This window comes from Acidobacterium capsulatum ATCC 51196 (assembly GCF_000022565.1).
Taxonomy (GTDB): Bacteria; Acidobacteriota; Terriglobia; order Terriglobales; family Acidobacteriaceae; genus Acidobacterium; species Acidobacterium capsulatum.
In genome coordinates, this window is the sequence record NC_012483.1 from 331,885 (window position 1) to 356,891 (window position 25,007).

The 25,007-nt window shown below is 58.9% G+C and carries 25 protein-coding genes; 9 read left to right on the forward strand and 16 right to left on the reverse strand.

The annotated features are described in order from the left end of the window. Nucleotides 1–122: 122 nt before the first annotated feature. From ACP_RS01380 to ACP_RS01400, 5 genes are all read left to right on the forward strand, one after another. Nucleotides 123–539, forward strand: coding sequence for a hypothetical protein (locus ACP_RS01380; RefSeq protein ID WP_041839169.1), 417 nt, complete (start codon nucleotides 123–125; stop codon nucleotides 537–539). A gap of 107 nt (nucleotides 540–646) precedes the next feature. Beyond that, nucleotides 647–895 (forward strand): AtpZ/AtpI family protein, encoded by a 249-nt coding sequence (locus tag ACP_RS01385; protein ID WP_238525619.1) that lies wholly within the window; start codon nucleotides 647–649, stop codon nucleotides 893–895. Nucleotides 896–904: 9 nt separating this feature from the next. Further along, complete coding sequence (locus tag ACP_RS01390; protein WP_052294637.1) at nucleotides 905–1,318, forward strand: hypothetical protein; 414 nt, start codon at nucleotides 905–907, stop codon at nucleotides 1,316–1,318. Between the two features lie 63 nt (nucleotides 1,319–1,381). Then, on the forward strand, nucleotides 1,382–2,128 hold the full coding sequence (gene atpB, locus ACP_RS01395; RefSeq protein WP_041839170.1) for a F0F1 ATP synthase subunit A: 747 nt from the start codon (nucleotides 1,382–1,384) through the stop codon (nucleotides 2,126–2,128). Between the two features lie 138 nt (nucleotides 2,129–2,266). Beyond that, nucleotides 2,267–2,578, forward strand: a complete 312-nt coding sequence (locus ACP_RS01400; protein WP_012680684.1) for an ATP synthase F0 subunit C — start codon at nucleotides 2,267–2,269, stop codon at nucleotides 2,576–2,578. Nucleotides 2,579–3,032: 454 nt separating this feature from the next. Here the strand turns inward: ACP_RS01400 and ACP_RS01405 are convergent, their stop codons facing one another. The 16 genes from ACP_RS01405 to ACP_RS01480 all read right to left on the reverse strand — a co-directional run bounded on the left by ACP_RS01405 (nucleotide 3,033) and on the right by ACP_RS01480 (nucleotide 19,584). Beyond that, a complete protein-coding gene (locus tag ACP_RS01405; protein WP_012680685.1) occupies nucleotides 3,033–4,580 on the reverse strand; it encodes an NADH-quinone oxidoreductase subunit N in 1,548 nt (515 codons plus the stop codon). Continuing rightward, complete coding sequence (locus ACP_RS01410) at nucleotides 4,577–6,094, reverse strand: complex I subunit 4 family protein (RefSeq protein ID WP_012680686.1); 1,518 nt, start codon at nucleotides 6,092–6,094, stop codon at nucleotides 4,577–4,579. The genes ACP_RS01405 and ACP_RS01410 overlap by 4 nt, the downstream gene beginning before the upstream one ends. A gap of 29 nt (nucleotides 6,095–6,123) precedes the next feature. Then, a complete protein-coding gene (gene nuoL, locus ACP_RS01415; RefSeq protein WP_012680687.1) occupies nucleotides 6,124–8,112 on the reverse strand; it encodes an NADH-quinone oxidoreductase subunit L in 1,989 nt (662 codons plus the stop codon). Beyond that, complete coding sequence (gene nuoK, locus ACP_RS01420) at nucleotides 8,109–8,423, reverse strand: NADH-quinone oxidoreductase subunit NuoK (protein WP_012680688.1); 315 nt, start codon at nucleotides 8,421–8,423, stop codon at nucleotides 8,109–8,111. Before nuoK ends, nuoL begins: the two co-directional genes overlap by 4 nt. A 5-nt stretch (nucleotides 8,424–8,428) precedes the next feature. Then, nucleotides 8,429–8,947, reverse strand: coding sequence for an NADH-quinone oxidoreductase subunit J family protein (locus ACP_RS01425; protein WP_012680689.1), 519 nt, complete (start codon nucleotides 8,945–8,947; stop codon nucleotides 8,429–8,431). 64 nt (nucleotides 8,948–9,011) lie between these two features. After that, nucleotides 9,012–10,064, reverse strand: coding sequence for an NADH-quinone oxidoreductase subunit NuoH (nuoH, locus tag ACP_RS01430; protein WP_012680690.1), 1,053 nt, complete (start codon nucleotides 10,062–10,064; stop codon nucleotides 9,012–9,014). A gap of 21 nt (nucleotides 10,065–10,085) precedes the next feature. Beyond that, nucleotides 10,086–12,431 (reverse strand): NADH-quinone oxidoreductase subunit NuoG, encoded by a 2,346-nt coding sequence (gene nuoG / locus ACP_RS01435; RefSeq protein ID WP_012680691.1) that lies wholly within the window; start codon nucleotides 12,429–12,431, stop codon nucleotides 10,086–10,088. Nucleotides 12,432–12,446: 15 nt separating this feature from the next. Continuing rightward, nucleotides 12,447–13,760 carry an NADH-quinone oxidoreductase subunit NuoF gene (gene nuoF / locus ACP_RS01440; RefSeq protein ID WP_012680692.1) on the reverse strand — a complete coding sequence of 438 codons (1,314 nt, stop codon included), beginning with the start codon at nucleotides 13,758–13,760 and terminating at the stop codon, nucleotides 12,447–12,449. 2 nt (nucleotides 13,761–13,762) lie between these two features. Next, entirely contained in the window at nucleotides 13,763–14,263 is a 501-nt protein-coding gene (locus ACP_RS01445; RefSeq protein ID WP_012680693.1) for an NADH-quinone oxidoreductase subunit NuoE family protein, read from the reverse strand. Nucleotides 14,264–14,281: 18 nt separating this feature from the next. After that, nucleotides 14,282–14,602: a hypothetical protein gene (locus ACP_RS01450; protein WP_169305887.1), complete on the reverse strand. Its 321-nt coding sequence runs from the start codon at nucleotides 14,600–14,602 to the stop codon at nucleotides 14,282–14,284. Nucleotides 14,603–14,630: 28 nt separating this feature from the next. Continuing rightward, nucleotides 14,631–15,785, reverse strand: a complete 1,155-nt coding sequence (nuoD, locus tag ACP_RS01455; RefSeq protein ID WP_238525717.1) for an NADH dehydrogenase (quinone) subunit D — start codon at nucleotides 15,783–15,785, stop codon at nucleotides 14,631–14,633. An 89-nt stretch (nucleotides 15,786–15,874) separates the two neighbouring features. After that, a complete protein-coding gene (locus ACP_RS01460; protein ID WP_012680696.1) occupies nucleotides 15,875–16,354 on the reverse strand; it encodes an NADH-quinone oxidoreductase subunit C in 480 nt (159 codons plus the stop codon). A 58-nt stretch (nucleotides 16,355–16,412) separates the two neighbouring features. Beyond that, complete coding sequence (locus ACP_RS01465) at nucleotides 16,413–16,820, reverse strand: NADH-quinone oxidoreductase subunit A (protein WP_012680697.1); 408 nt, start codon at nucleotides 16,818–16,820, stop codon at nucleotides 16,413–16,415. A gap of 211 nt (nucleotides 16,821–17,031) precedes the next feature. After that, entirely contained in the window at nucleotides 17,032–17,475 is a 444-nt protein-coding gene (locus ACP_RS01470; protein ID WP_012680698.1) for a VOC family protein, read from the reverse strand. Nucleotides 17,476–17,553: 78 nt separating this feature from the next. Continuing rightward, complete coding sequence (locus ACP_RS01475) at nucleotides 17,554–18,366, reverse strand: helix-turn-helix domain-containing protein (RefSeq protein WP_041839172.1); 813 nt, start codon at nucleotides 18,364–18,366, stop codon at nucleotides 17,554–17,556. Nucleotides 18,367–18,456: 90 nt separating this feature from the next. Beyond that, the gene (locus ACP_RS01480) at nucleotides 18,457–19,584 is read right to left on the reverse strand and encodes a TrbI/VirB10 family protein (protein ID WP_012680700.1); all 1,128 of its coding nucleotides are present in this window, start codon (nucleotides 19,582–19,584) and stop codon (nucleotides 18,457–18,459) included. Between the two features lie 369 nt (nucleotides 19,585–19,953). Between ACP_RS01480 and eno the strand changes: the two genes are divergently transcribed. The 4 genes from eno to ACP_RS01500 all read left to right on the forward strand — a co-directional run bounded on the left by eno (nucleotide 19,954) and on the right by ACP_RS01500 (nucleotide 24,972). After that, nucleotides 19,954–21,246, forward strand: a complete 1,293-nt coding sequence (eno, locus tag ACP_RS01485; protein WP_012680701.1) for a phosphopyruvate hydratase — start codon at nucleotides 19,954–19,956, stop codon at nucleotides 21,244–21,246. Between the two features lie 75 nt (nucleotides 21,247–21,321). Continuing rightward, nucleotides 21,322–21,882, forward strand: a complete 561-nt coding sequence (locus tag ACP_RS01490) for a DUF2059 domain-containing protein (RefSeq protein ID WP_041839173.1) — start codon at nucleotides 21,322–21,324, stop codon at nucleotides 21,880–21,882. Between the two features lie 21 nt (nucleotides 21,883–21,903). After that, nucleotides 21,904–23,511 (forward strand): 2,3-bisphosphoglycerate-independent phosphoglycerate mutase, encoded by a 1,608-nt coding sequence (gpmI, locus tag ACP_RS01495; RefSeq protein ID WP_012680703.1) that lies wholly within the window; start codon nucleotides 21,904–21,906, stop codon nucleotides 23,509–23,511. 480 nt (nucleotides 23,512–23,991) lie between these two features. Next, nucleotides 23,992–24,972 (forward strand): carboxypeptidase-like regulatory domain-containing protein, encoded by a 981-nt coding sequence (locus tag ACP_RS01500; protein WP_052294638.1) that lies wholly within the window; start codon nucleotides 23,992–23,994, stop codon nucleotides 24,970–24,972. Nucleotides 24,973–25,007: the final 35 nt, after the last annotated feature.

The window sequence follows — 25,007 nt, forward strand, 5'->3', positions numbered from 1 at the left end:
TATGGTGGAAGTCAATGGACGGAGGGTGTGTGAAGCAGATTGCCGGATTTCTTTCGTTGTGTGCGGTTCTTCTTTTGGTTCCATCCGCCAAAGCCGGCAAATTGCCATCCTCCTGTGGTCCGATGGGCGCTCATCCGTCCATTCAGCTTCAGACCTTCTCCAGGAAGCTCTCGCCCATTCCCGTCGGCATGGCTCGGCTGGTGGTTGTGCAGCAGATCGGCGTCTGTCCGCATTGCGGAGTGGTGCGCGTGGGGCTCAACGGTAAATGGATCGGCGCGAATAAAGGAGACTCATGGTTTGCCGTGACGATTCCGCCGGGCAAGCAGCGCGTTTGCGTGGCCTGGAACGCTCCATTCGTCAGGCTTACAGATCGTATTCACCTCACGGAACTCGATGCGGAAGCGGGAAAGACCTATTACCTGGAAACCACGGCACTTACAGGAAAGTACGAAGTAAACCGGGTGCTGCTCGAAAAGACAACCCAGAATGAAGCATGGTTCCTCAGGTCGAACTCAAAAATGGCCACGGCCTCGTTCTAGGCCGCCGGCACCCATGGGCGGGTGTTTCCTGAAGCATGCAGGTTGCGGTATAACAGCCGCTGGGGATGCCGGACTCGAAGCAAAATCGAAAGAGCACTGGTTCGCAGGTGCGTGACACGCTGATCAAGGCCGATCACATGCTGCAGATCGCCTTCATGCTGCCGGCCGCGGCATTCGTCGGCTGGATCGCAGGCGCCCTGCTCGATCTGTGGTTGCACCAGCACTGGATTTACATCGCAGGCATTATGCTAGGGATAGCGGCGGGTTTCGTGCAGATCTTCCGGATGCTGCACGGGCTGGACCGCATGCCTGGGAGCGGCACGAAAAAGCAGCCTCCCCCGGCCGACCATCGTTAGAGAGATCGCTTGAGCACGCAGCCAACCATCCATCTGGACTTCACCGACGCGAACTTCGTCTCGCTCATGCGCCGCTCCATGCGCAATATTCTGATTGCCGGGACCATTCTGAGCCTGATCGTCATGTCTGTCTGGGGCTGGCGCACAGGCCTCATGCTGCTGGTGGGCGCGGTGATCTCGGCCAGCGGGGTGAGGGAATGGCAGCGCCTGATTGCGGCCATCAATGCCCGTCTGGACCAATCGCAGCCGCCCATGGCGACCGGCCGCACCCTGCTCATCTTTTTATTGCGGCTCGGTATGGTTGGTGTTGTGCTGTATGGTAGCTTAAAATACTTGCAGGGTTCAGTTTACGCTCTGCTGGCCGGTCTCATGCTCGCGATCGTCGCGCTGACATTTGAGGGCCTGCGGATGCTTCGGAACTAGCCCTTCTGTAGTTTCCACCCATCCAAGTTTCTGATTAGAAGAGAGTAAGACCGAAGAATCGCTATGCTCCACTGGCTCTACCAGCTCACAGCACTGCTGAATCGTCTGTTTGGCGCCGACGTCACGGCCCTCATGGCGCGCTTCGGCGTGCATCCCGCGCATCCGGCGCACCCGATCAATAATCGGCTGACGCTGCAGCTGATTGTGGCCGCCGGCCTGATTCTCTTTTTTATCTACGTGCGTCTGCGCCTCAGCGTCGAGCATCCGGGCAAATCACAGCACCTGGCCGAGATGGTCTTCGAGTATGTCGAGGGGCAGGCCGTTGATATCATGCAGCACGGCTATGAGCCGTACCTGAGCTATGCCACCGTCATCGGCGTCTTCATTCTGCTGTGCAACCTGATGGGGCTTCTGCCCGGCATCGAGACGCCCACCGCCAGCCCCGTCGTGCCGCTCGGCCTGGCTATTCTGACGTTTATTTACTACAACATGCATGGCCTCTGGAAGCAGGGTCCCATCAGCTATTTCAAGCATTTCCTGGGGCCGGTCTGGTGGATGACTCCACTGATGCTGCCGATGGAAATTGTCTCGCACCTCGCCCGTGTCCTGTCGCTTACGGTGCGACTCTACGCCAATATGTTTGCGAGTGACCTGCTTACGCTGGTATTTTTCTCGCTGTTCCCGATTGGCTTGCCGATCATCTTCCTGGGACTGCACTTCGCCGTGGCGGTGATTCAGTCTTACGTGTTCATGCTGTTGACGTTGATTTACCTTACGCAGGCTGTCTCACACGATGAGGCAGAGCTCTAAGGCCATTCGATTTTGATTTGCTTCCGGACGGAGCGCTTCGACTGTCCGGAAAGAGTAACGCTGTTCCGGCGGGAAAAGGGTATGCAGTCGAGCCCTGGATACCCCTGGGGGCGATCATTGAGAAGCAGGAGAGAAATTATGCGTCGTCTTCGCTATGTCTTTATGTCGCTGGCCGCCCTGTTCATGGCGGTTCCGGCTTTCGCGCAGTCTGCCGGCAGCACCGGTGGAAGCAGCAACAGCTTTGTGCCCCTCGCCGCAGGTATCGGCATGGGTATCGCCTCGGGCTTCTGCGGCATCGGCCAAGGCCTGGCCGCTCTGGGCGCAACGCAGGGTGTTTCGCGCAATCCTGGCGCACGCCCGTTGATCCAGTTCATGTTCATTCTGGGTTTGGCCTTCATCGAGTCGCTGGCCCTGTTCACCATGGTGATCATCTTCGCCAAGGTTCGCTAAACTTTAGTCTCACTCACTGCAAGGCCTCCGGGTATCCCGGAGGCCTTTTGCATGCCCTTTCGATAGCTTTACAGGGGCTCGCTGTGCGCCGCTACTCTCAGGGGGCTGCCTGTTGGAGTTCTGCGCTGGTACCTCGAAGCTCTCCTGGCTGCGAGCGCCTCACCGGTTGCAGCCAGGAATAGATGTGGCCGCAAACGTTCTGCCCCGCGACCCCTCCGTCGTGGATCTTCGGTAAGTCCCGACAGTGCGGCCAGATAAAGAATCCGGCGAAGAGAGAAATAACTCCAGAGGCCGCTCTTGTGTAGTAAGACCGGAATCACCCCTTATAGTTCTGCGGGTAAGACCATTTGCGCTGTAGCAGGAGTCGCTTTGGAAGACGGCTCTCGCAGAGTAGCGCATACGAAAAAGCCCGCCATTTTGGCGGGCTTCTCGTGCTCTTGATGAAAGAGTCTGGCTAGGGAGTGGGAGAGGTGATGCTCTTGGCAGTGGCAGGATCTGCGAAGACTCCCGCGTGGGTGCCGAGGATCACGAGGGGAGCGCGGTAGAAGGTATATGCCCCCTCCTGCGCCCTGGCTAGCACGCTTCCAGGGAAGATGCCCAGCAGCAGGGTGGTCGCCACCGTCAAAAAGAGCGCCAGCAGCAGCGCAAATGACGGGCGGCCGGTCGTGAGTACCAGTGCGCTCTCTGCCGGCTTCGAATAGGTCGCCGTCAGCAGACGCAGGTAGTAGAACACCGCGATGCCGCTGTTGATCAGGCCGATAATTGCCAGCCAGATCATGCCCGAGTGAATGGCAGCCGAGAAGACATAGAACTTGCCAAAGAAGCCGCCGGTGAAGGGAATACCGATCAGAGACAGCAGGAAGAAGGCCATCACGCCACCGAGCAGGGGGCTGCGATAGGCCAGACCCTTGTAATCCTCCACCAGGGTGAGCCTGTCATCATAGCCACCGACGTGGCTGATGACCGCGAAAATGCCCACATTCATGGCGGCATAGGTCACGGCATAAAAGCTCGCGGCCGCGATGCCATCCGGTGAAAGCGCTGTAAAGGCCACAAGCAGATAGCCCGCGTGCGCAATCGACGAGTACGCCAGCATGCGCTTGACGTTCCGCTGCCGCAAGGCCCCGAGGTTGCCGATGGTCATCGACAGAGCTGCGATGATCCAAAGCAGCGGTACCCAGTGGAAGTGGAAGACAGGGAAGGCTTCATAGGCAATCCGCAGGAGTACCGCAAAGGCTGCCGCCTTCGGCGCTGTGGACATCAATCCCACCACCGGCGACGGTGCGCCTTCATAGGCGTCGGGGGTCCATAGATGGAAGGGAGCCGCGGAAACCTTGAAAGCCAGCCCGATCAGAATAAAGGAGAGCCCAACCACGGCGAGTGGCAGCGCATGGCTGGTCAGCAGGGCCGCTGCGATGTCGGGAATATTCGTCGTGCCGGTTGCGCCGTAGGTCAGGGCAATGCCGTACAGAAAGAACGCCGTGGCAAACGATCCCAGCAGGAAATACTTGATCGCTGACTCCGGCCCCTTGGCGCTGCGGCGGCGAAAGCCCGCGAGAATATAGGTTGCGATCGACGAGATTTCAAGACCGATGAAGACCAGCAGCAGTTCGGCCGCACAAGTCATCAGCAGCATGCCAACAGCGCCAAAGGCCATCAGCGCAAACAGCTCACCGGTATTCTCGGTGTCTGGCTTGATCGCATCAATCGTCACCAGCGCAGATACCAGAACAATGCCGCTGATGAGAATGTGAAAGAAGACGCTGAAGGCGTCCGTCTGCACCACGCCGAAGTAAGCAGTCCCGATCGGCAAGCCGTACTGATAAAAGCTGGCCGCAAGAGCGAGCAACGCTCCGAGCACCGTCAGCCAGCCAAGCGGCTTGCGACTGGCATGCTTCGGAAACAACGGTTCCAGCACCATCACCACAACGCCGGTGATCGTGAAGATGATCTCGGGAAGAATGCGGAGCAGGGGATACGTATCTGTCATGCCTTGAATCATCGCGTCATCCCTTTCGGCGCCTGAGCGGCATTCGCGATACTTCCCGTCATCGTGGGAACGTTCGCCAGCGGCTTCATGCCGCCATCAATGGCCTTGATCCAGTAAGGCGATGCCACGCCCATCACAACCATGAGCAGGATCATCGGCCATACCGTGATCAGTTCGCGTCCGGTCACGTCAAAGGTCGCCCGGCCTTGTACCAGCGCCGATTCCGGCCCGTAGAAGACACGCTGAATCATCCACAGCATGTAAGACGCGCTCAGGATGACGCCCAGCGTAGCAATCACTACCCAGCCGTGATGGCCGGGGAAGCTGCCGCTCAGCACCATGAACTCGCCGACAAAGCCGTTCAGAATCGGCAGGCCAATCAACGAAAGCGTGGTGATGACATACAGCGTCGCCATGTGCGGCAGACGCTTCGAGAGGCCGCCGTACTGCGCAATCTCAAAGGTGCCGTAGCGCTCGTAAAGAATGCCCAGCAGCACCAGGAGCGCGCCGCCCGAAACACCTTCATTAATGATCTGGTAGACAGCGCCATCAAGGCCCGTCAAGGAGAAGCAGAAGATGCCAAGCGTGCAGAAGCTGAGCTGGCTCAGAATCGAATAGGCCACCAGCCGCTTCATGTCCTTCTGCACCAGAGCCACCAGCGCGCCATAGATCAGGCCAATGACCGCCAGCGCAATCATCCACGGAGCAAACTCGCGGGACTGCTCCGGAAAGAGACCCAGATTAAAGCGCAGGATCGAATAGAGGCCAAGCTTGCCGGCAATCACCATCGCCATGGCGGTGGGAGCCTCGGCAATACCATCGCCCAGCCAGCCGTGCAGCGGGAAGACAGGGACTTTGACCGCAAAGGCCAGCAGGAAGGCCAGCGAAACCCAGATCAGAGCCTGAGGCGAGAATCCACCGGTCGCGATGGAAGCCTGCAGCTTCTCATAGTCAAACGTCCCGGTGCGGGCATAGAGCCAGAGGATCGCCACCAGGAAGAGCGCGGAAGGAATAAACGTATACAGGAAGAACTTGATGGCAGCCCGCGGTCCACGACTGCGGCCAAACATGGCAATCAGGATCGCCATCGGCACCAGTGTCAGCTCCCAGAAGCCGTAGTAGAGGAAGAGATCGAGCGAAATGAACACGCCGATCATCGCCGTCTGCTGCAGCAGAAACAGGAAGTAGAACTCCTTGGTGCGAGTTTCGATGGCCTTCCACGAAACCAGAACACCAATTGGCGCGAGGAAGCCGGTGAGCACCACGAGCCACATGGAGAGTCCGTCCACGCCAATGTGGTAGTTGATGGCGGGATGCAGGATCCACGGAATGTTCACTTCAAACTGGAAGCCCGGACGGCCGTATTGAAAATGAGCCGGCAGGTGAAGTGTCAACAAGAAGGTCGCGAGCGAAACCAGCAGGGCCCACCACTGGATCAGGCGTCCCTTGCGAGGCAGCAGCGCGACGACAACCGCTCCTGCCGCAGGCAGGAAGGTCATCAGCGATAAGATCGAGTCGTTCAGCACGAAGCCTTTCCTTTGTCCTCTATGCTCGACTAGCGAAGCATGAAGTTGGTCGTGAAGCCGAAGTAGGTCACGATCAGCAGCAGTGCCGCTCCCAGCGCCAGCCATCCGGCGTAAGAGCGAATGTTTCCAGATTGAATACGGGCCACGATGGCGCCAAATCCCTGAGTTGTCATGCCGGCTGCATAGGCTGAGCCGTCGATGATGCCACGGTCAATGAGCAGATTCAGTACAAAGCGCGAGAAGAAGAGCACCGGTGCCACAATCACGGCGCCATAAATCTCATCCACCCAGTACTTGTGCAGCACCAGCTCATACAGGCCATGGAACTGCTTGGCGATCTTGCCCGGCAGCTCCGGCTTGGCGTAGTAGAGTACGTGAGCTACATACCAACCGGAGAGCGCCACCAGGGTCGAGACTCCGGCCAGAATCGCTTCCAGCTCCTTGCTGCCGCCAACGGTCTGTACTGGAATCTGAGCCACGCGGAAGACCGGATCCAGAAAATGTGTAAACCAGTCGTTGCCGCCCAGTCCCTCCGGCCAGCCCATCCAGCCGCCTATGACCGACAGAATCGCCAGAATCGAAAGCGGAAGCAGCATCACCCACGGGCTCTCATGAATGCCGCCATGATGGCCGTGGCTATCGCCGTGCCCGTGTCCAACAAACTCGGACTTGTGGGTGCGGTCTTCGCCCCAGAAGGTCATGTACCAGAGGCGGAACATATAGAACGCCGTGATGCCCGCCGTCAGCAGACCCACAAACCAGTATGCCTTGCCCCAGCCCGACGAGATGAAGGCGTTGTAGAGGATGTCGTCCTTGCTGACGAATCCGGAAAAAGGCGGAAACCCCGAGATCGCAACCACGGCCGCGGTCATCGTCCAGAACGTCACAGGAATCTTCTTGCGAAGATTACCCATCACCCGCATATCCTGTTCGCCGCTGAGCGCATGAATCACTGAACCGGCCGCAAGGAAGAGCAGCGCCTTGAAGAATGCGTGCGTCACCAGGTGGAAGACGCCAGCGCCGTAGGCCGCGACACCGCAACCCAGGAACATATAACCGAGCTGGGAAACCGTTGAGTAAGCCAGAACACGCTTGATGTCGGTCTGCGCGATCGCCATCGTGGCCGCAAAGAAGCATGTCGCAGTTCCGATCACCGCTACCACGGTCAGAGCCGACGGGGAGCGGTCAAAGATTACATGCGTGCGGGCCACCATGTAAACACCGGCGGTGACCATCGTGGCCGCGTGAATCAGGGCCGAAACCGGCGTCGGGCCTTCCATGGCGTCCGGCAGCCAGACATACAGCGGAATCTGCGCCGATTTGCCGGTCGCGCCCAGCATCATCAGCAGGGCAATCGCGGTCAGAAAACCGCCCTGCCACTCGGGGTGCATGCTGATCTGGCTGAAGACCTGCCCGTAATTCAGCGTGCCGAAATGCTGAATCAGCAGGAACATCGCCAGCAGGAAGCCGAAGTCGCCCACGCGATTGAAGATGAATGCCTTCTTGCCGGCATCGGCTGCAGACGTCTTCAGCACATAGAAGCCGATCAGCAAGTAGGACGCAAGGCCCACACCTTCCCAGCCAACAAACATCAGTACGAAGTTGTCAGCCAGCACCAGCGTCAGCATGAAGAACATGAAGAGATTCAGGTAGGCGAAATAGCGCCAGTAGCCCTCTTCATGAGCCATGTAACCGATGGAGTAGACGTGAATCAGAAAACCCACGCCCGTGATGACACAGAGCATCACCATCGTGAGCTGGTCGAGCTGGAAGACAAAGTCAGCGTGAAAGCCGCCAGCCGAGAGCCACGTCGCGACGCGCTCCACATGCGGCAGCGTCAACGAGCCAAAGCGAGCCACAATGGTGGCCACCTGAATCACAGGAATCGCGGTGGCAAGGATGGCTACCGCTGAAACCAGTGCCTTCGGGAAACGGCGGCCAAACAGTCCATTCACCAGGAATCCGGCAAGGGGCAGAATGGGCAACAGCCATAGGTGCAGATTGGGGATTCCGTTCATAGCTTCATCAAGTCCACTTGATCGACGTTAAGGGTGCTGCGCGAGCGGAACAGCGCGATGATGATGGCGAGTCCAACGGCTGCTTCCGCGGCGGCAACCACCATCACAAAAAAGACAAAAATCTGGCCGCTGAACTGGTGGTTGATCTGCCGCCAATAGTTGGCGAAGGCCACAAAGCTCAGGTTGACCGCGTTGAGCATCAGCTCAATCGACATAAAAATGGTGATGATGTTGCGCTTGATGAGAAACGCACCCACACCAATCGAAAAGAGGATAGCGCTCAGAACGAGGTAATACGCGACAGGAACCATGGCCGCTAGCGCTCCTTCCCGGGCTGTTTTTCGTTTGTGTGCCGCGCCAGCGCCACCGCGCCCAGAATCGCAATGAGGATCAGGACCGACGTGACCTCAAAGGGCAGCAGCAGATTGCGGAACAGCACCTGGCTCAACTCGCCCGTACCCACCATGTCCGGGCCGAGGACGGCATAACCGAGTGATGGCTGATGCGAGAGAAAGATGAACGTCAACAGTGCGAAGAGTGCCGCTGCTCCTGGAAAGCCAAGCCAATAGGCCGCGCGGCTGCCGTGAGTGCGCTCCTCCTTGCCGGCATTGAGCAGCATGATCACAAAGGTAAAAAGCACCATGATGGCGCCGGAGTAAACGATCACCTGCGCCGCGGCCAGAAACTCCGCGCCGAGCAACAGATAGAGCACCGCCAGAGAGGTCATCACGACAATCAATGACAGCGCGCTGTTGATCGGATGGCGTTGCAGCAGGAGATTGATAGCTCCCGCTACACAAAATGCGCCGAAGATAATAAAGAGAACCAGATGCATGCTTGCGTCGCCTGAGTTGAAAGAAAAAAAGCGGAACGTTTCAGCAGCCGAAGCTAATTGTAATTCACTGCAGAGGCGCCCGGAGTCCCAGCCAGAAGCTCGTCACCACGATATTCGCAATTGCCAGTGGCAGCAGAAACTTCCAGCCAAAACTCATCAGTTGATCGTAACGGAAGCGAGGCAGCGTGCCGCGCACCCAAATATAGAGGAACAGGAAAAGGAAAACCTTCAGGACAAACCAGAGAACCGGCAGCAGAGCATCGAGCACGGGTCCAAACGAAGGAAACAGGCTGCCGAAGGGGCTCGACCAGCCGCCAAAGAAGAGCAGCGTCGCCACGCAGGAGACGGTGATCATGTTGGCGTATTCCGCCATGAAGAACATGGCAAATTTCATCGAGCTGTATTCGGTGTGATAGCCCGCCGTCAGCTCACTCTCCGCTTCAGGAAGGTCGAAGGGGGCGCGATTGGTTTCGGCGTATGCCGCCATCAGGTAGATAAAGAACGCGACAAATTGAAAGCCGCCAAAGAAGTTCCAGCTCAACAGGCCGTGAGCCGCCTGCAGGTCCACAATCTTGTTCAGGTTGAGCGAACCGGTGCGCAGCACCACGCCCACCAGCGCCAGGCCAAGAGCAAGCTCATAGCTGATCAGCTGCGCGCTTGAGCGCAGAGCCCCCAGCAGAGAATATTTATTGTTTGAGGACCATCCGGAAAGGGCAATCCCGTATACACCCACCGACGTCACACCCAGGATCACCAGCAGCCCGATATTGACGTTCGCGATATTGAACAGGTCCACGCCTTTATAGGTGATCTCTTTGCCGAAGGGCACTACGGAGATCGAAATCAGCGCACAAGCCAGAGCAATGATCGGCGAGATGATGAACAGCGGCTTGTAAACAGAAGTCGGAATCAGATCTTCTTTCAGGAAGAGCTTGATGCCGTCTGCCAGCGGCTGCAGCAGCCCAAACGGGCCGACACGACTGGGTCCCCACCGGTTCTGGATGCGGCCGACTACCTTGCGCTCCAGCAATACCGTATAGGCGACCGCGGTGAGCAGGATAATCAGCACCACGGCGATCTTGATCACACTGAGAAGTAAAAACCACCAGAAACTCACGTCGTTCGGGCCTTCCTGTCCTTAGTCCGCGGCTGTTTCCGCCGGGTTTTGTACCTTCGATTCCATCACCGAGTGCAGCATCGTGCTGTACTCGCCAAGCGTTCCAGAGGTGAAGAGCGTGTCATTGGCGGGCAGCACCAGATCGCGCCGCGAGGCCCCGGTCTTAATCTGCACCAGGTCCGACTTCACGTGCTCGCTGTTACCCGCCAGCAGATCGAGGCGCGGCACATCATACGCCGGAACCAGTCGCTGCATTTCATCAAAGATCGCAAACGGATCGAACGGGCTCGTCTTGATCTCCAGATGATGCGCCGTCAGCCAGACCGCGTGACGGTCTGCTTCGCCGGACTGTGCGCCGCGTGTCTGGCCAAAGTCAGAGCGCACGCCTTTACCGAAGGGCACCAGAGTCTTGAGGTCATGTCCCATGTGCCCGGCCAACCGCACTGTCAGTTCAAAGTCGGCGCGCACACCAGCGCGGTCGGCTGCCTTCTTGACCAGTTGCAGATCGCCGTAGGTATTCGTCGCCGTGCCAGCCTTCTCATACAGGTTGGCTGCCGGGAAGACCACATCGGCCAGCTTCGCCGTCGCGGTCAGGAACATGTCCTGCGCCACCACGAACGTGTTCTTGAGCGCAGCCGGATCCACTCCGTACCGCGCCACCGGATCTTCGCTTGCGACATACAGAGCCGCCAGATCGCCACGCTCGGCAGCATCAAACATCTGCACGATATCCATACCGGCCTCTGCCGGCAGGGCAGAGCCATACTCCTGCGCAAAGTGTGCCGCGGCACTCACCGGCACATAGCCCGGCAACAGGTCAGGGAAGAGACCCATATCGGCCGCGCCACGCGAGTTGGCATAGTCACCCAGGCAGGCGAACTTCACATTCGGGAAGCTCGCGCCCAGCGCCACCAGCGCTTCGATGTCGCGTCCGCGATACTCCGAACCGAATGCGATGACGACCGATTCTTCCTTGCGCAGCGCTTCGCGGAAGCCGGACGCCGAGGCATTGCCGGCCAGGGCCGCATCATTGCCGCCCAGGTAAGCAACGAGAGCCGCATACTGGGTCTGCTCAATCTGCAGGAAGCTGGTGGACTGACGGCGCAGCTTGATCAGTTCATGATTCACCGCATAGAGCCGGGCCTGATTATTCCGCACGTTGGTACGAATCTGCCAGGCCAGCAACGGGTGCTGCTCTGTCGGATCGTTGCCCAGGAGCAGAATTGCCGGAGCCGCGCCGAAGTCCGCAATTGAGGCTTCCTGCTTCTGGTTCGCCTTGAGTGCAGCCACAAAGCTCGGATAATCCGCCGTGCGGTGATGATCGATGTGGTTGGTGCCGAGCACCGTGCGGGCAAACTTCTGCAGCAGGTAGGCTTCTTCGTTCGTGATGCGGCTCGAGCCGATCACGCCCATCGCCTTGCCGCCGCGCGTGTCGCGAATCTCACGCAGCTTCTTACCGGCAAAGTCCAGTGCCTCTTCCCAGCTCACTGCCTTGAATTCGCCATTCGCCTGCTTCACCAGCGGCTGCGTCACGCGGTCTTCGCGGTTGGCAAAGTCAAAGCCGTAGCGGCCCTTGATGCAGAGAAAGTCTCCGTTCAATCCGCTCTTGTCGCGGTTGTCGCCGCGCACAATTTCCATGCCGTCGTTGGCGCGCCGCACACCCAGCGTCGTCTTGCAACCGTCGCCGCAGTGTGTGCAGACGGTGCTCACGTGAGTCATTTCCCACGGGCGGGTCTTGTAGCGGTAGGTGCCTGATGTCAGTGCTCCGACCGGGCAGATGTCGATGCACATGCCGCACTCTTCGCACTCCAGGTGATCCTGCTTGTTCGGCGCAATCACCGCACCGGCGCCGCGATTCTGAATGCCGAGTGCCCACACATCCATGCCTTCGCCGCAGACGCGCACGCAGCGGTAGCAGAGAATGCAGCGCGGACGGTCAAAGTAGACCACCGGGGACCACTGCTGCTCTTCGCGATGCTGCTTGATCTCCACGAACTTCGATTCATGAGCCCCATACTTGAAGGTCATGTCCTGCAGTTCGCATTCGCCGCCGGCATCGCACACCGGGCAGTCGAGCGGGTGATTGCCCAGCAGCAACTCGATCGTAGCCTTGCGGGCCTGGGCGATCTCCGGGCTCTCGGTGGTCACCACCATGCCATCGGCTACAGGAGTCGTGCAGGCCGTCTGCAGCTTCGGCACCTTCTCCAGGCGCACCACGCACATGCGGCAGGCGCCCTGCAGCGAGAGGCCGGGGTAGTAGCAGAAAGCCGGAATTTCGATGCCCGCCTGACGGCAGGCTTCAATCAGCAGCGTGCCCTTGGGGGCCGTAAGTTGCTTGCCGTCGACGGTAAAGGTTACGTCAGCCATTCCTGTCTCGATTCTCTAAACCGTTGCCAGTTCGTAGTCGGCTGCGGGGTGATAAGGGCAGCCCTTGCCATTGAGGTGATCTTCAAACTCTTTGCGAAACTTCTTCACAAAGCCGATGGTCGGCATTGCCGCCGCATCTCCGAGCGGGCAGAAGGTGCGGCCCAGCATATTTTCCGCAATGTATTGAATGTTGTTGATGTCCTTATCGACCGCCCCGCCCATGTGCAACCGCGTGATCGACTTCTGCAGCCAATCGGTACCCTCACGGCAGGGAATGCACCAGCCACAGCTCTCATGCCGGTAAAACTTGATGGTGCGCAGCGCAAACTCGACCATGCAGACCGACTCGTCGAGCACCACCACGCCGCCCGAACCGAGCATCGATCCAGCCTTCGCCACCTGGTCAAAGTCCATGCCGATGTCGATTTCATCCGGCAGCAGCACCGGCACTGAGGATCCACCCGGAACCACAGCCTTCAGCTTCTTGCCGCCGAGAATACCGCCCGCAACCTCATAAATCATCTTCTTGAGGTTGTAGCCCATGGGCAGCTCATAAACACCGGGCTTCTCCACGTGTCCGCTGATGCAGAACAGGCGGGTGCCGCCGTTGCGTTCCGTGCCGTACTTGGCATACTCGGCCGCGCCGATGCGGAAGATGTGCGGCACGCTGGCCAGCGTCTCCGCATTGTTGATGACGGTGGGGCCGCCATAGAGTCCCACCACGGCAGGGAAGGGCGGTTTGATGCGGGGCACGCCGCGCTTGCCTTCGAGCGACTCCATCAGGGCCGACTCTTCGCCCACTTCATAGGCACCGGCGCCGGTCTGCACCACCACGTCAAAGTCATGCTGGCTACCGAAAATGCCCTTGCCCAGAAAACCCTTGGCGTAGGCAGCGGCGACGGCCTTCTCCATGATCTGAATCAGGTAACGGTACTCGCCGCGCAGATAAATGAAGCCCATCTTCGCGCCAATCGCGAGGCCGGCGATCATGGTGCCTTCAATCACCGAGTGCGGATCGTGCTCAAAGATCAGACGGTCCTTGCAGGTGCCCGGCTCGCTCTCGTCGCCGTTGACCAGCACATACTTCGGCTTGGCCGACTGCTTCGGGACGAACGACCACTTCATGCCGGTGGGGAAGCCCGCGCCGCCGCGCCCGCGCAATCCGGAGGTCTTCATTTCATTGATGATCGCGTCCGGTTCCATCTCCAGGCACTTGCGCACCGAGGAGTAGCCCTCCAGCTCAATGTAGCGATCAATATCGACTGCGCCTCTGCCGAAGCGGTAGCTGACGACCGGCACAACATCGGGATGTGTCGTGAGATAAGCCATGCCTACTTGCTCGCTTTCGCCCGGTACTCGTCGAGTACCTTGTCCATCAGTTCAGGGGTCAGATTTTCGTGAAAGTCGTAGTTCACCTGCACGGCCGGCGCCCAGGAGCATGCGCCGATGCACTCCACTTCTTCCAGCGAGAACACGCCATCCGCGGTGGTCTGCTTGTTGCCGATGCCCAGCCGCTTGCTGCAGTGGTGCAGCAGTTCATTGCCGCCGCGCAGCATGCAGGCAATATTGGTGCAGACCTGCACATGATATTTGCCGACCGGCTTGGTCCGCATCAGGGAGTAGTAGCTGACCACATTGCGAACATCGAGTTCCGCGATGCCAATGCGCTCTGCCACTTCGGCGACCACTGCATCCGAGATGTAGCCGACTTCGTCCTGCGCGTAGAGCAGCATGGGAATCAGGGCCGAGCGCTTCACCGGATAGAGCGTCACCAGCCGGTCAAAACGAGCTGCCAGCTCAGGAGAGAAGATCGTAGTTTTTTCGGCTGCCATGCGCCGCTTACTCCTTGCTCACAAAATCTTCGCGGCCAGTATCTCTGCCGCGGCATCCATTTCCATAGACGGACTGCCGTCCACACTCACCAGCCCCTGCACATTCAAAGAGAACCGGCCTTCCGCCAGCGTCTCCTCTGCAGAGGATCGAACTTTCCAGCTTCCATCTCCCGCCGCGCCTGACCGCCAAAGCAGGAGTTGCTTGTGCTTGGCGCGAAGGATGCACTTGTCATCGGCTTCGCGCGAACATTCAAAACTCTCCCCGGGTACCGCCATCAGTGCAGCCGCCGTGTAGGACTGCACCACAGATACCAGAGAGATCCAGAGTTCTTGGTACAACTGCTTCGCTTCGTCAGACGAAGCGCGATTACCGGTCAATTTCACCCAGCACGATATCGATCGAACCAATCACCGCAATCACGTCCGCCAGCAGGCGGCCTTCGCACATTGCAGGCAGCGCCTGCAGCGTGGCAAAGGAAGGGTTGCGCATGTGCACGCGGTAAGGCTTGGCCGTACCATCGCTCACCACGTAATAGCCCATCTCGCCACGCGGCGATTCCACCGCCTGGTAGACCTCACCAGCAGGAACAGCGAAGCCTTCCGTCACAATCTTGAAGTGATAGATGAGCGCTTCCATCTGCGTCTTCATCTTTTCGCGTTCGGGCAGCACCACCTTGGGCGCATCCGCATTCAGCGGGCCTTCGGGCATGCCATCGAGCGCCTGCTGCGCAATCTTCACTGACTCGCGCATCTCCTGCAGGCGAACCCAGTACCGTGCCCACACGTCCCCGTCGGTCGAGGTCGGCACGTTGAACTGGAACTTCTCATAGCCGGTGTAGGGCATGTCGCGGCGCAGATCCCAATCCACACCCGAGGCGCGCAGCGCCGGGCCGGTGACGCCAAAGGCGACGGCCTGTTCGGCCGAGAGGTGGCCCACACCCTTCAGGCGGTTCACCCAGATCGGATTACCGCTGAGAAGATTCTGATATTCGTCGATCTTCTCGGGCATCACCTTGAGCAGCTTCCGCACGCGGGGGAAGAAGTCCAGCGGCGGCTCCAGCGACAGACCACCCACACGGAAGTACGAGGTCATCATGCGCTGTCCGGAGACCATCTCGAAGATGCGCAGAATCTCTTCACGCTCGCGGAAGCAATACAGGAAGACCGTCAGCGCGCCAATATCCATGGCGTGCGTGCCCAGCCAGACCAGGTGCGACTGCAGGCGCGTCAACTCGTTCAGCAGCACGCGCATCCACTGGCCGCGCTCGGGAATCTCAAGCTGCAGCAGCTTTTCGACCGCGAGGCAGTAGGTCAGGTTGTTGGTCATCGGGCACAGGTAGTCGATGCGGTCAGTCATCGGCACCACCTGCTGGTAAAACTTCGCCTCGCAGGTCTTCTCGATGCCGGTATGCAGGTAGCCGATATCGCTGACGGCCCTGACGACCGTTTCGCCGTCGATCTCAAGCACCACGCGCAGCACGCCGTGCGTGGACGGGTGCTGAGGGCCCATATTCAGGACCATCGTATGCGGCTGGTTTTCCTGCTCGGGGGCGGGCTTGATCAGCCGGGATGTTTCAACAAATTCTGCCAGTTCGGGCATTTTGCCAGGCATTAGCGGTAGCCCTCCACGGGGTACGTCTTCTGCAGGGGATGGCCTTCCCACTCTTCCGGCATCATGATGCGGCGCAGGTCGGGGTGGCCATGGAAGCGAACGCCAAAGAGGTCCCAGACCTCGCGTTCGTAGTAGTTGGCGGCGGGCCAGATGGAAGTGATGCTCTCCACCGAGGGATCCGAGCTATCCACCATGACACACAGCCGTACCCGCTGCTTGAGCCGGTGCGAGAGCAGGTGATAGGTCACCTGGAAGCGCGGCTCGGAGGGGTACCAGTCCACGCAGGTGCAGTCGGAAAAGAAGTTGTAACCGGCAGCGCGCACAATCTCACAAGCTCTGCGGATGCTGTCGCGAGCAATCGTGAGGGTCAGCTCATTGCGGTCATATTTTGCGCCGGTAATGACGCCGGGGGCGGCGCTTTCCAGCGCCTGGATAGCGCTGTTGTCCTTGAGCGCCTCAAAAACTGCTTCCTTGCTCATGAGCGGTTCGTTTGCCACGACTTCTTTCGCCTCAGTGAACGATTGCTAAAAGATTCAGTTACAGATCGGAGCGGTCCGCGGACCAGTCCAGAATGCCCTTCTTCCAAACATAAAAAATGCCGATTACCACGAAGCCGAGGTAGACCACCATCTCCCAGAAGCCGAACATGCGCGAGCCGGTGATCGCTGGCAGACGGCGATAAATCACCGCCCAGGGCAGCATGAACACGGCTTCCACGTCGAAGAGAATGAACAGCATCGCGACCATGTAGAACCGCACCGAGAAGCGGCCGCGAGCATCGCCCTCAACGGGCACGCCGCACTCGTAGGCAGCCAGCTTTACCTTGGAGTTCCGGTGACGGCCAATCAGCCATGACACCGTCGCCATAGAGCAGCCCATGCCCACGGCCACGACGACCTGAATCAGGAGCGGGAGATAGTTCCAACTGTAAGGATGACTTTGCATAGGTGGAAAGGAGGGCAGCCAACGCCTTCACTTTGAATCTAGTGCCGCGACAGTCAGGAGTCAAGGCTGCCAAGCCCTTCAAAGACGGCAAGATGCAGCCTTATGCAAGCTGGAATGCAGCATTTACGCAGGGTGAAAAAAAGGCGCACACCCGCGAGAATGTTTATTTTCAAAACGCCTGGCGTCTTCTCTCGCGATCAACAACTTTTCATTACGAAAGTGACTCTAGTTCCTCCCGGCTCAGGTCGCGAAAGTGCGTGGAGAGGTACCAGCGATACCCAAACGGATCCTGAACGCCCGCCATGCGATCTCCGTAGGGCTGATCCGCGGGTTCGCGCAGGCTCACCGCACCCAGGCGCAAGGCCTGCAGGTACAGAGCGTCACAATCCTCCGTGTACATCTGAAAGCTGACTGGCGAACCGCCGAAATGAGCAATGGCCCAGGCTTCGATTGCCGGGTTTTCATCCGCCATCATCAGTACGCTGCCGCCGATCTCAATTTCTGCATGCGAAATGCGGCCCTCCGGAGTCTTCATGCACAAACGGGTTCGCGCGCCAAAGGCCCGCTCATAAAATGCGATGGCCTTGCGTGTGTCTTCGAACATCAGGTAGGGCTGTATGCTGCGGTATCCATCGGGAATGGCCTGGACGGGCATGGGAACTCTCCTTCTGCGGTCCATTCTCGGCGGCGTAGCGGGCCTCGGCTTGTAAAAAACGGAAATCCTGCAAAAAATTCAATCGAGCGGGACGTGATTTCTGTGTTCTGTAGCGCGAGAAAGATAATCGCCCGGGGAAAAGCCTGAGAACTCGCGAAAGTCGTGATTAAAATGCGGCTGATCATAATAGCCGCATTCATGTGCCACCGCTGTCCAGTTCACCGCAGTTTGCCCATGCACCTGCGCGAGCACCCGCTGAAAGCGGCTCAGCCGGTGAAAGGCCTTGGGCGAAAGCCCCACCTGATGACGGAACAGATCTGAAAACCTTCGCTGGCTCAATCCGATAGCTTTTGATACCTCAAGCAGTGTCGAGGAATCCCAGGCTAGACGCTGCAAGGCATAGCCTACTGCCGGATGCATCCCCTCATCCCGCCGCATAGCCCGAAGAAGGCACTGCTCCGCAACAGCAAACATGGTTGCCGGTTCCCGGGCAGCCAGCAACTGCTCGCGCAGCTCTCCGGCTCCGCCCTGCCAGAGATCGTTCAGCGAAATACTCAGATTGGCAAACTCGCTCAATGGAGGCGCGAAAAATGGCCAGCTTCCGCCTGGCCGAAACTGAATCCCGAAGACCCGTTCCTGCTGCGAAGAGTCAATGACAAAGGGCCGCGTGCGCGGTCCGCTGAAGACCGCTGCTCCATAGCTCTCAAACCGCGCCCGATTCTCAGAGTCATATAACCGGATTGGCTCTTCGCGCAGATTGAAAACAATGCTGGCCTCGCCGTTCGGCATCAGTTGTTCCTGCCCATGGGGCTGCGGTGCGCCCTCCCAAAACCAGAAGCAGGCGACCCAGTGGGTAAGCGTTCCGAGCGGTCTGTAGCTGGCATGGTGCATCCACGGCAGAGTAGCTCTAAATGCAGTCGCTGGAAACAAAAATCCCGGAGCCGCCGCTCCGGGATCTTTGTTGTTTGCCGCTGTTCGGGTCTAGTTGCGTGTCGGTGTCAGCGCCATCGGCTGCATCAGGCTGAAAACCAGTTGAGTGTTGCGCGGCAGGGTTACCGCGCTGGGCGGCTGCATCAGCAGGTGAGCCGTCACCGCACCGGCTCCCACCATGGTGCCCACCAGCGCGCCACCGGGGCCGAAATGCGCTCCCACAATGGCGCCGGCTCCCGCGCCCACGCCGTATTCCGTCGCGTCCTTCGCCAGATGCATGCTCGGACGAATTACGCCCTCGTTGGACGTCTGCGTATGAGGCGCCGCGCTATACACCACCTGGGCGTCGAGGTGATAGGCCGTGCCATCCGGCAGCAATACCAGTTGCGGCGTCAGCCTCAACTCCGCCCGTCCCCGCAGGCGATGGCCCGGATGCGCGCTTGTGACCATGCCGCGCAATTCAGAACCGGCCGGAATGATCACCTGCCCGCCCCGATACACATTTGCGGTCACGGTGGCACGGAAAGGGGTGCCCCGGAACGTCGAATCGGTTGAGATCGGTTGCAGCAGCCGAACGGGAATATTCGTTCCGGCATTGAGAGCATTCGGCGTGAAGGGAATCACGCTCACAATGCCGTAGTCCGGGTTCTGGCGGTCCGTCAGGCTGGCACTGTTCTGCGCGGCCGCATTTTGCGCATTACCCGGGGCGAGCGGCTGCTGAATCTTTGTGACGATGCCGAAATCCGTATTGTCCCAGCGGTCAGGATTGCTGCTCGCATTCGCGGAATTGCTCCCCGCGTTGCCGGTCACGTTTCCGTTTGAAACGGGCGCGGTGTAGCTCTGCGTCGAGGGAGCGCTCGCAGGGACTGTGCTGCTCTGTGCCGAGGGCCGGGGGACCAGCGTCGGTTGCGCGGGCACGGCAGGGGAAGGCTTGGCGGACGATCCGGTATAGGTCGGCAGCGGCTGCTCATCCTGCTGGCTGTCCGGCTCCGTCATCGGCTCGTTCGTCACAATCGGGGTATCCGGCGGATTCGAGACGCCGGTGTACTGATCCTGCGAATTCTGACTATTCTGCGCCGGCTGCTGCTGAGAGCCCGGCGTGCTCTGCTGGGCCCGCGCGGCGGTCGCGCAAAGGCTGCCGCAGACCAGTAGCGTTGCGCTGAGTCGAACGAAGTTCATTGACTCCTCCTGCAGGGATTCTGACCCTGCCTGTTTCCAAAAGTCGCTCGTTGCAGGCGGAAAGGCTCACGGCGCGCATTCTCGTATTCAGATGCGTAATCCGCCTGTGAAATCAGCTTAGTCTGCATGAATGGCCAGCAACAGCATGCGAAGAGGAGGCGAACCATTGCGGTTACCCATCCATCTTCTTTTCGAAAAGGCCCGCCGGGGCCGATAGACATCGTTTGCCTTTGTTAGAATCGCGTTGGAATCACGAAGAAAATGAGTAGTTTTGTGGACATTATCGCTGGAGCCTCCGGGAAGCCGATTCCCGTAGACCGCCGTCCCGGGCTCAATGATCGCTTACAACACCAGATTTTGAGGAGTCATATGACTGAGATTGCTGCCATCCACGCGCGCGAGATTCTGGATTCGCGCGGCAACCCCACGGTCGAAGCAGACGTTCTTCTTGCCGACGGTACGCTCGGCCGCGCCGCTGTTCCCAGCGGAGCTTCCACCGGTGAGCACGAAGCCGTGGAACTGCGTGACGGAGACAAGAGCCACTACCTTGGCAAGGGCGTGCTCAAGGCAGTCGACAACATCGAGTCGGTCATCGCTCCGGAACTGGAAGGCATGGACGCCGCCAACCAGCGCCTGCTCGATGCCACGATGATTGCGCTCGACGGCACCCCCAACAAGGGCCGCCTTGGCGCCAATGCGATTCTCGCCGTCTCCATGGCTGCGGCTCGCGCCTCGGCCAACTCGCTCAAGATTCCTCTTTACCGCTACCTTGGCGGCGCAAACGCTTCCATCCTGCCCACCCCGATGATGAACATCCTCAACGGTGGCGCGCATGCTGACAACAACGTGGACTTCCAGGAATTCATGGTCATGCCCGTCGGCGCGGAACGCTTCAGTGAAGCACTTCGTTGGGGCGCGGAAATCTTCCACACCCTCAAGGGCGTACTCAAGAAGAAGGGCTACAACACCGCGGTCGGCGACGAAGGCGGATTTGCTCCTTCGCTGTCCTCGAACACCGAGGCGATTGAAGTCATTCTCGAAGCCATCGAACTGGCCGGTTATAAGGCCGGCGAAGATGTCGCCATTGCTCTCGATCCCGCTGCCAGCGAGTTCTATGACAAGGAGAAGGGCAAGTACATCTTCAAGAAGTCAGACAAGAGCGAGAAGACCAGCGAGGAGATGGCGCAATACTGGGAGAGCTGGACCCGCCAGTATCCCATCATCTCCATCGAAGACGGCTTTGCTGAGGACGACTGGCAGGGATGGCGCTACTTCACTGAACTGGTTGGCTCGCGCATTCAGTTGGTGGGCGACGATCTCTTCGTGACCAACACTGAGCGCCTGCAGCGCGGCATCGAAGAGGGAATTGCCAACTCGATTCTCATCAAGGTGAATCAGATCGGCACCGTCAGCGAGACCTTTGAGGCCATTGAGCTGGGCCGCCGCTACGGCTATACCTCGATCATTTCGCACCGCAGCGGCGAAACGGAAGACACCTTCATCGCCGACCTGGCAGTGGCCACCGGCGCCGGCCAGATCAAGACCGGATCAGCCTCGCGTACCGATCGCATCGCCAAGTACAACCAGCTTCTCCGCATCGAAGAGCAGCTTGGCCAGACGGGCGAATTCCTCGGACTCGAAGCGGTCAACTTCGGCGAATAAACTCCCTCGGCGGCGAATCCACACGGTTCGCCGCCTTTTTCTTCTGTTCCACAGCACGTCCGTTTGGAGAACCTCATGCGCTACCCTCTGCTTTTGGCCGCGGCTCTCATAGCTTCGGTTCCCGCCATGGCTCAAGCCCATCCCGCCCCATCGGCCGCATCCAAACCCGCGCCGCCCGCACATCCCATCACCGACGCACAGGCCCATGAGCTTCTGCAGTTGTCCGGAGCCGATGCGCTCGAAAAGCAGACCATGACCAACATGATGAAGTATCTCCATCAGGTCATGCCGCCATTCATTCCAGCGGATGTGATCGACGATATTGAGACCCGCCTCAAGAGCGCCGACTTTGATGCGCAGGTGATCGCGATCTACAAAGAACATCTCTCCACGCGCGACGCCGCCGCGGCCATCGCTTTTTATAAGACGCCCGCGGGGCAGGATCTTGTGAAGCAGTTGCCCGCCATCACGCGCGAAAGTCAGGAAGCCGGTGCAAAGCTCGGCCAGCAGATCGCCATGGAAGTGATCCAGGCGCACAAGGCTGAGATTCAGGCGGCCGCGCAAAAGTATGAGCAGCAGAACTCCGCACCTGCTGCGCCTTCTTCCACTCCGGCCTCACCGCAATCGCCAAAATAAATTTCACACTGAGGAGTCCGCGTGTCCGCTCGTACCAAACCTGTTGTCCTGACCGTTCTTGATGGATGGGGTTATCGTGCCGAAACCGCCAACAATGCCATCGCATTGGCTCGCAAGCCAACCTATGACAAGCTGCTGGCCGAGTTCCCCAACACGCTCATTCGCGCTGCCGAGCATTTTGTCGGTCTGCCCGATGGCCAGATGGGCAACAGTGAAGTTGGCCACTTGAATCTTGGTGCCGGCCGTGTCGTCCAGATGGAAGTCACCCGCATCGACGCCATGATTGCGAATGGTGATTTCTTCAATGATCCCAAGCTGCTCGACGCCCTCAAAAAAGCAACGCAGAACAATCGCGCCCTGCATCTCTTTGGGCTCGTCTCCGATGGTGGCGTTCACTCGCATCAGAATCACCTGTACGCGCTCCTCAAGGCCGCTCGTCTGCACGGGGTTACCCGCGTCTTCGTGCATGCCTTCATGGATGGCCGCGATACGCTGCCCACCAGCGGCGCGGGCTATCTCGAAGCCCTGCAGCAGAAGATGCGCGAGTATCAGGTGGGCAAAATTGCCAGCGTCAGTGGCCGCTACTACGCCATGGACCGTGACCGCCGCTGGGAACGTGAAAAGCTCGCCTTCGACGCCATGGTGAAAGGCCAGACCGAAGGTGGCGCTTACCACGATCCTGTGGCTCGCGTGCGCGAGTGCTACCAGAACGAAGTCACGGACGAATTTATTGTGCCGTTTGTGGTTACAGATGAGCAGGGGCAGCCCGTCGCCCGCATTCAGGACGAAGATGTCTGCATCATGTTCAACTACCGGGCAGACCGCGCCCGCCAGATCACGCGCGTGCTGGCCCGCAACAGCGGTCTCTCCAAGGAAGAAGGCCGCGAACTGCCTGGAGCGGAAGATCTCGACGTCACCATTCCGCGCAACGAAGTTCCAAAGAACCTGCACTATCTGTGCATGACGCAGTACGACAAGAACTTCTCGCTGCCCTCTGTGTTGTTGCCGCAGTCCATGGAGAACCTGCTCGCCGATGTGCTGGCGCAAGCCAACCTTCGCAACCTGCGCGTCGCCGAAACGGAGAAGTACGCGCACGTCACTTACTTCTTCAATGGCGGCATCGAGAAGCCGTTCCCCGGTGAAGATCGCATCCTGGTTCCATCTCAGAAGGTGGCAACCTATGATCTCGCGCCGGAGATGTCCGCGCAGGGTATCGCCGATACAGTCACCAAGGCCATTCAGGACACGGCCTTCGACGTCATTGTCGTCAACTTCGCCAATGCGGATATGGTGGGTCACTCCGGCAAACTGGAGCCGACCATCCGCGGCGTCGAAACGGTCGATGCCTGCCTCGGCCAGCTTTATCAGGCCATCAAGCAGCATGGCGGTTCCATGCTCATCACGGCCGATCACGGCAATGCAGAGCTGATGGTGGACCCCGTCACCGGCGGCCCGCATACCGCTCACACCACCAATCCCGTGCCGTTCATCGCGGTCTCTGAGCACGTCAAGCAGCATCACCTCAAAGCTGGCGGATCACTGCGTGATGTTTCGCCTACGATCCTGCACATGCTCGGCCTCGCTGAGCCGCCGCAGATGACCGGAACGGATCTGGTGGAAACCAGATAGTAGCGTCACCGCGAAGTTTCGTTTGAAAATGCTCCCGCAGGCACTATGCCCTGCGGGAGTTTCCTTTGCAAGGCGTCGGGCAAACAGCGATCGCGGCCCCGGCCTTTCACGCCCACGGCTATTTCTTATTCCAACTAGCTTGCTGAAAGCTTCATGAATGTCATTCACATGACGCCCGGGTGAAATGTGCGTCAAATAAGCAGCTTACGTTACTTTTCAGCAACTCCTGAAAATGCACCGCATCCAATACGGGTGCAATAAGACAGCTCGGTTTTTGGCTATTACTCCGAAGTTGGCACTTGTCTATCGCATCCGTCATTGTCTTCAGGGGCAGTAGTACATTCAGCAACTTTTCATCTTTTAGAGGTATGTTTGAAGTCTCAGATGGCTTGCTCTGTTCATAAATTTTTCGCGGCGTCTCTTCCGCTATTCCTTTTCATCTTTTTGAGCGCCACGCTACCATCCCATGCGCAAACCGCTATGCTGGCCTCCGCAGCATCGGCTTTGCCCAATGCTCCCGATCCAGCGGGAACTGCTCATAGCGGAGTCATCAGTGGCACAGTGGTGGACCCGACGGGCGAGCCCATTGCAAATGCTGAAGTAAATGTCCGCGGGCAGTCCTTGCCGGCGCCAATGTCCACCAAAACGGACACACAAGGAAAGTTCACGATCGGCGGCCTCGGTTCCGGCGACTATACCGTCACGGTGTTTGCGACGCACTTCCTCAACACCACGGCGCCTACAGTGGCTCTTGGCGATGGAGAAGTTTACCGGCTCTCCATCACGGCAACACCCATTCCCCAGTCATCCACCACTGTGGAAGTTACGGCTAGCGAGCAGGAGATTGCCACCGCTCAGCTTCACCTCGAAGAGAAACAGCGCATTCTGGGCTTTGTTCCCAACTTCTATACCAGCTATGTCTGGGACGCCGCGCCTCTCGACGCGAAGCAGAAGATGGCTCTTTCCTTTCACTCTCTCCTGGATCCCTTCACGCCCTTTGAAGCCGCAGCCGCGGCCGGCGCAGAGCAGGTGGCTGGTCTCCAGTCAGGCTACGGCAGCGGAGCCGAGGGTTACGGCAAACGGTATGGCGCGGCCTACGCAGACATATTTGTTTCCCGCATCATTGGCGATGGACTCCTGCCTTCTGTCTTCCGCCAGGATCCCCGCTACTTCTATCGCGGCACAGGAAGCGTTGGCTCTCGTATGTGGTATGCGGCCCGCTCGGCCTTCGTTGCGCGCGGAGACAATGGAAAGTGGGAGCCCAACTATTCGGGGCTTCTCGGCGACTTCACCTCTGCCGGCATATCCAACGCCTACAGTTCGCCCAGCGACCGAGGTCTCGGCACCACGCTGCAGAACGGCGCGATTCTGGTTGCCGGAGACGCCTTCGAAGATGAGTTACTCGAATTTCTTTCGCGTAAGCTCACGCATCACATTCCTCCAGGCGCTCATGGCAAATAGCTGATCTATTCTTTGAGAGACTTCGAAGAATACAT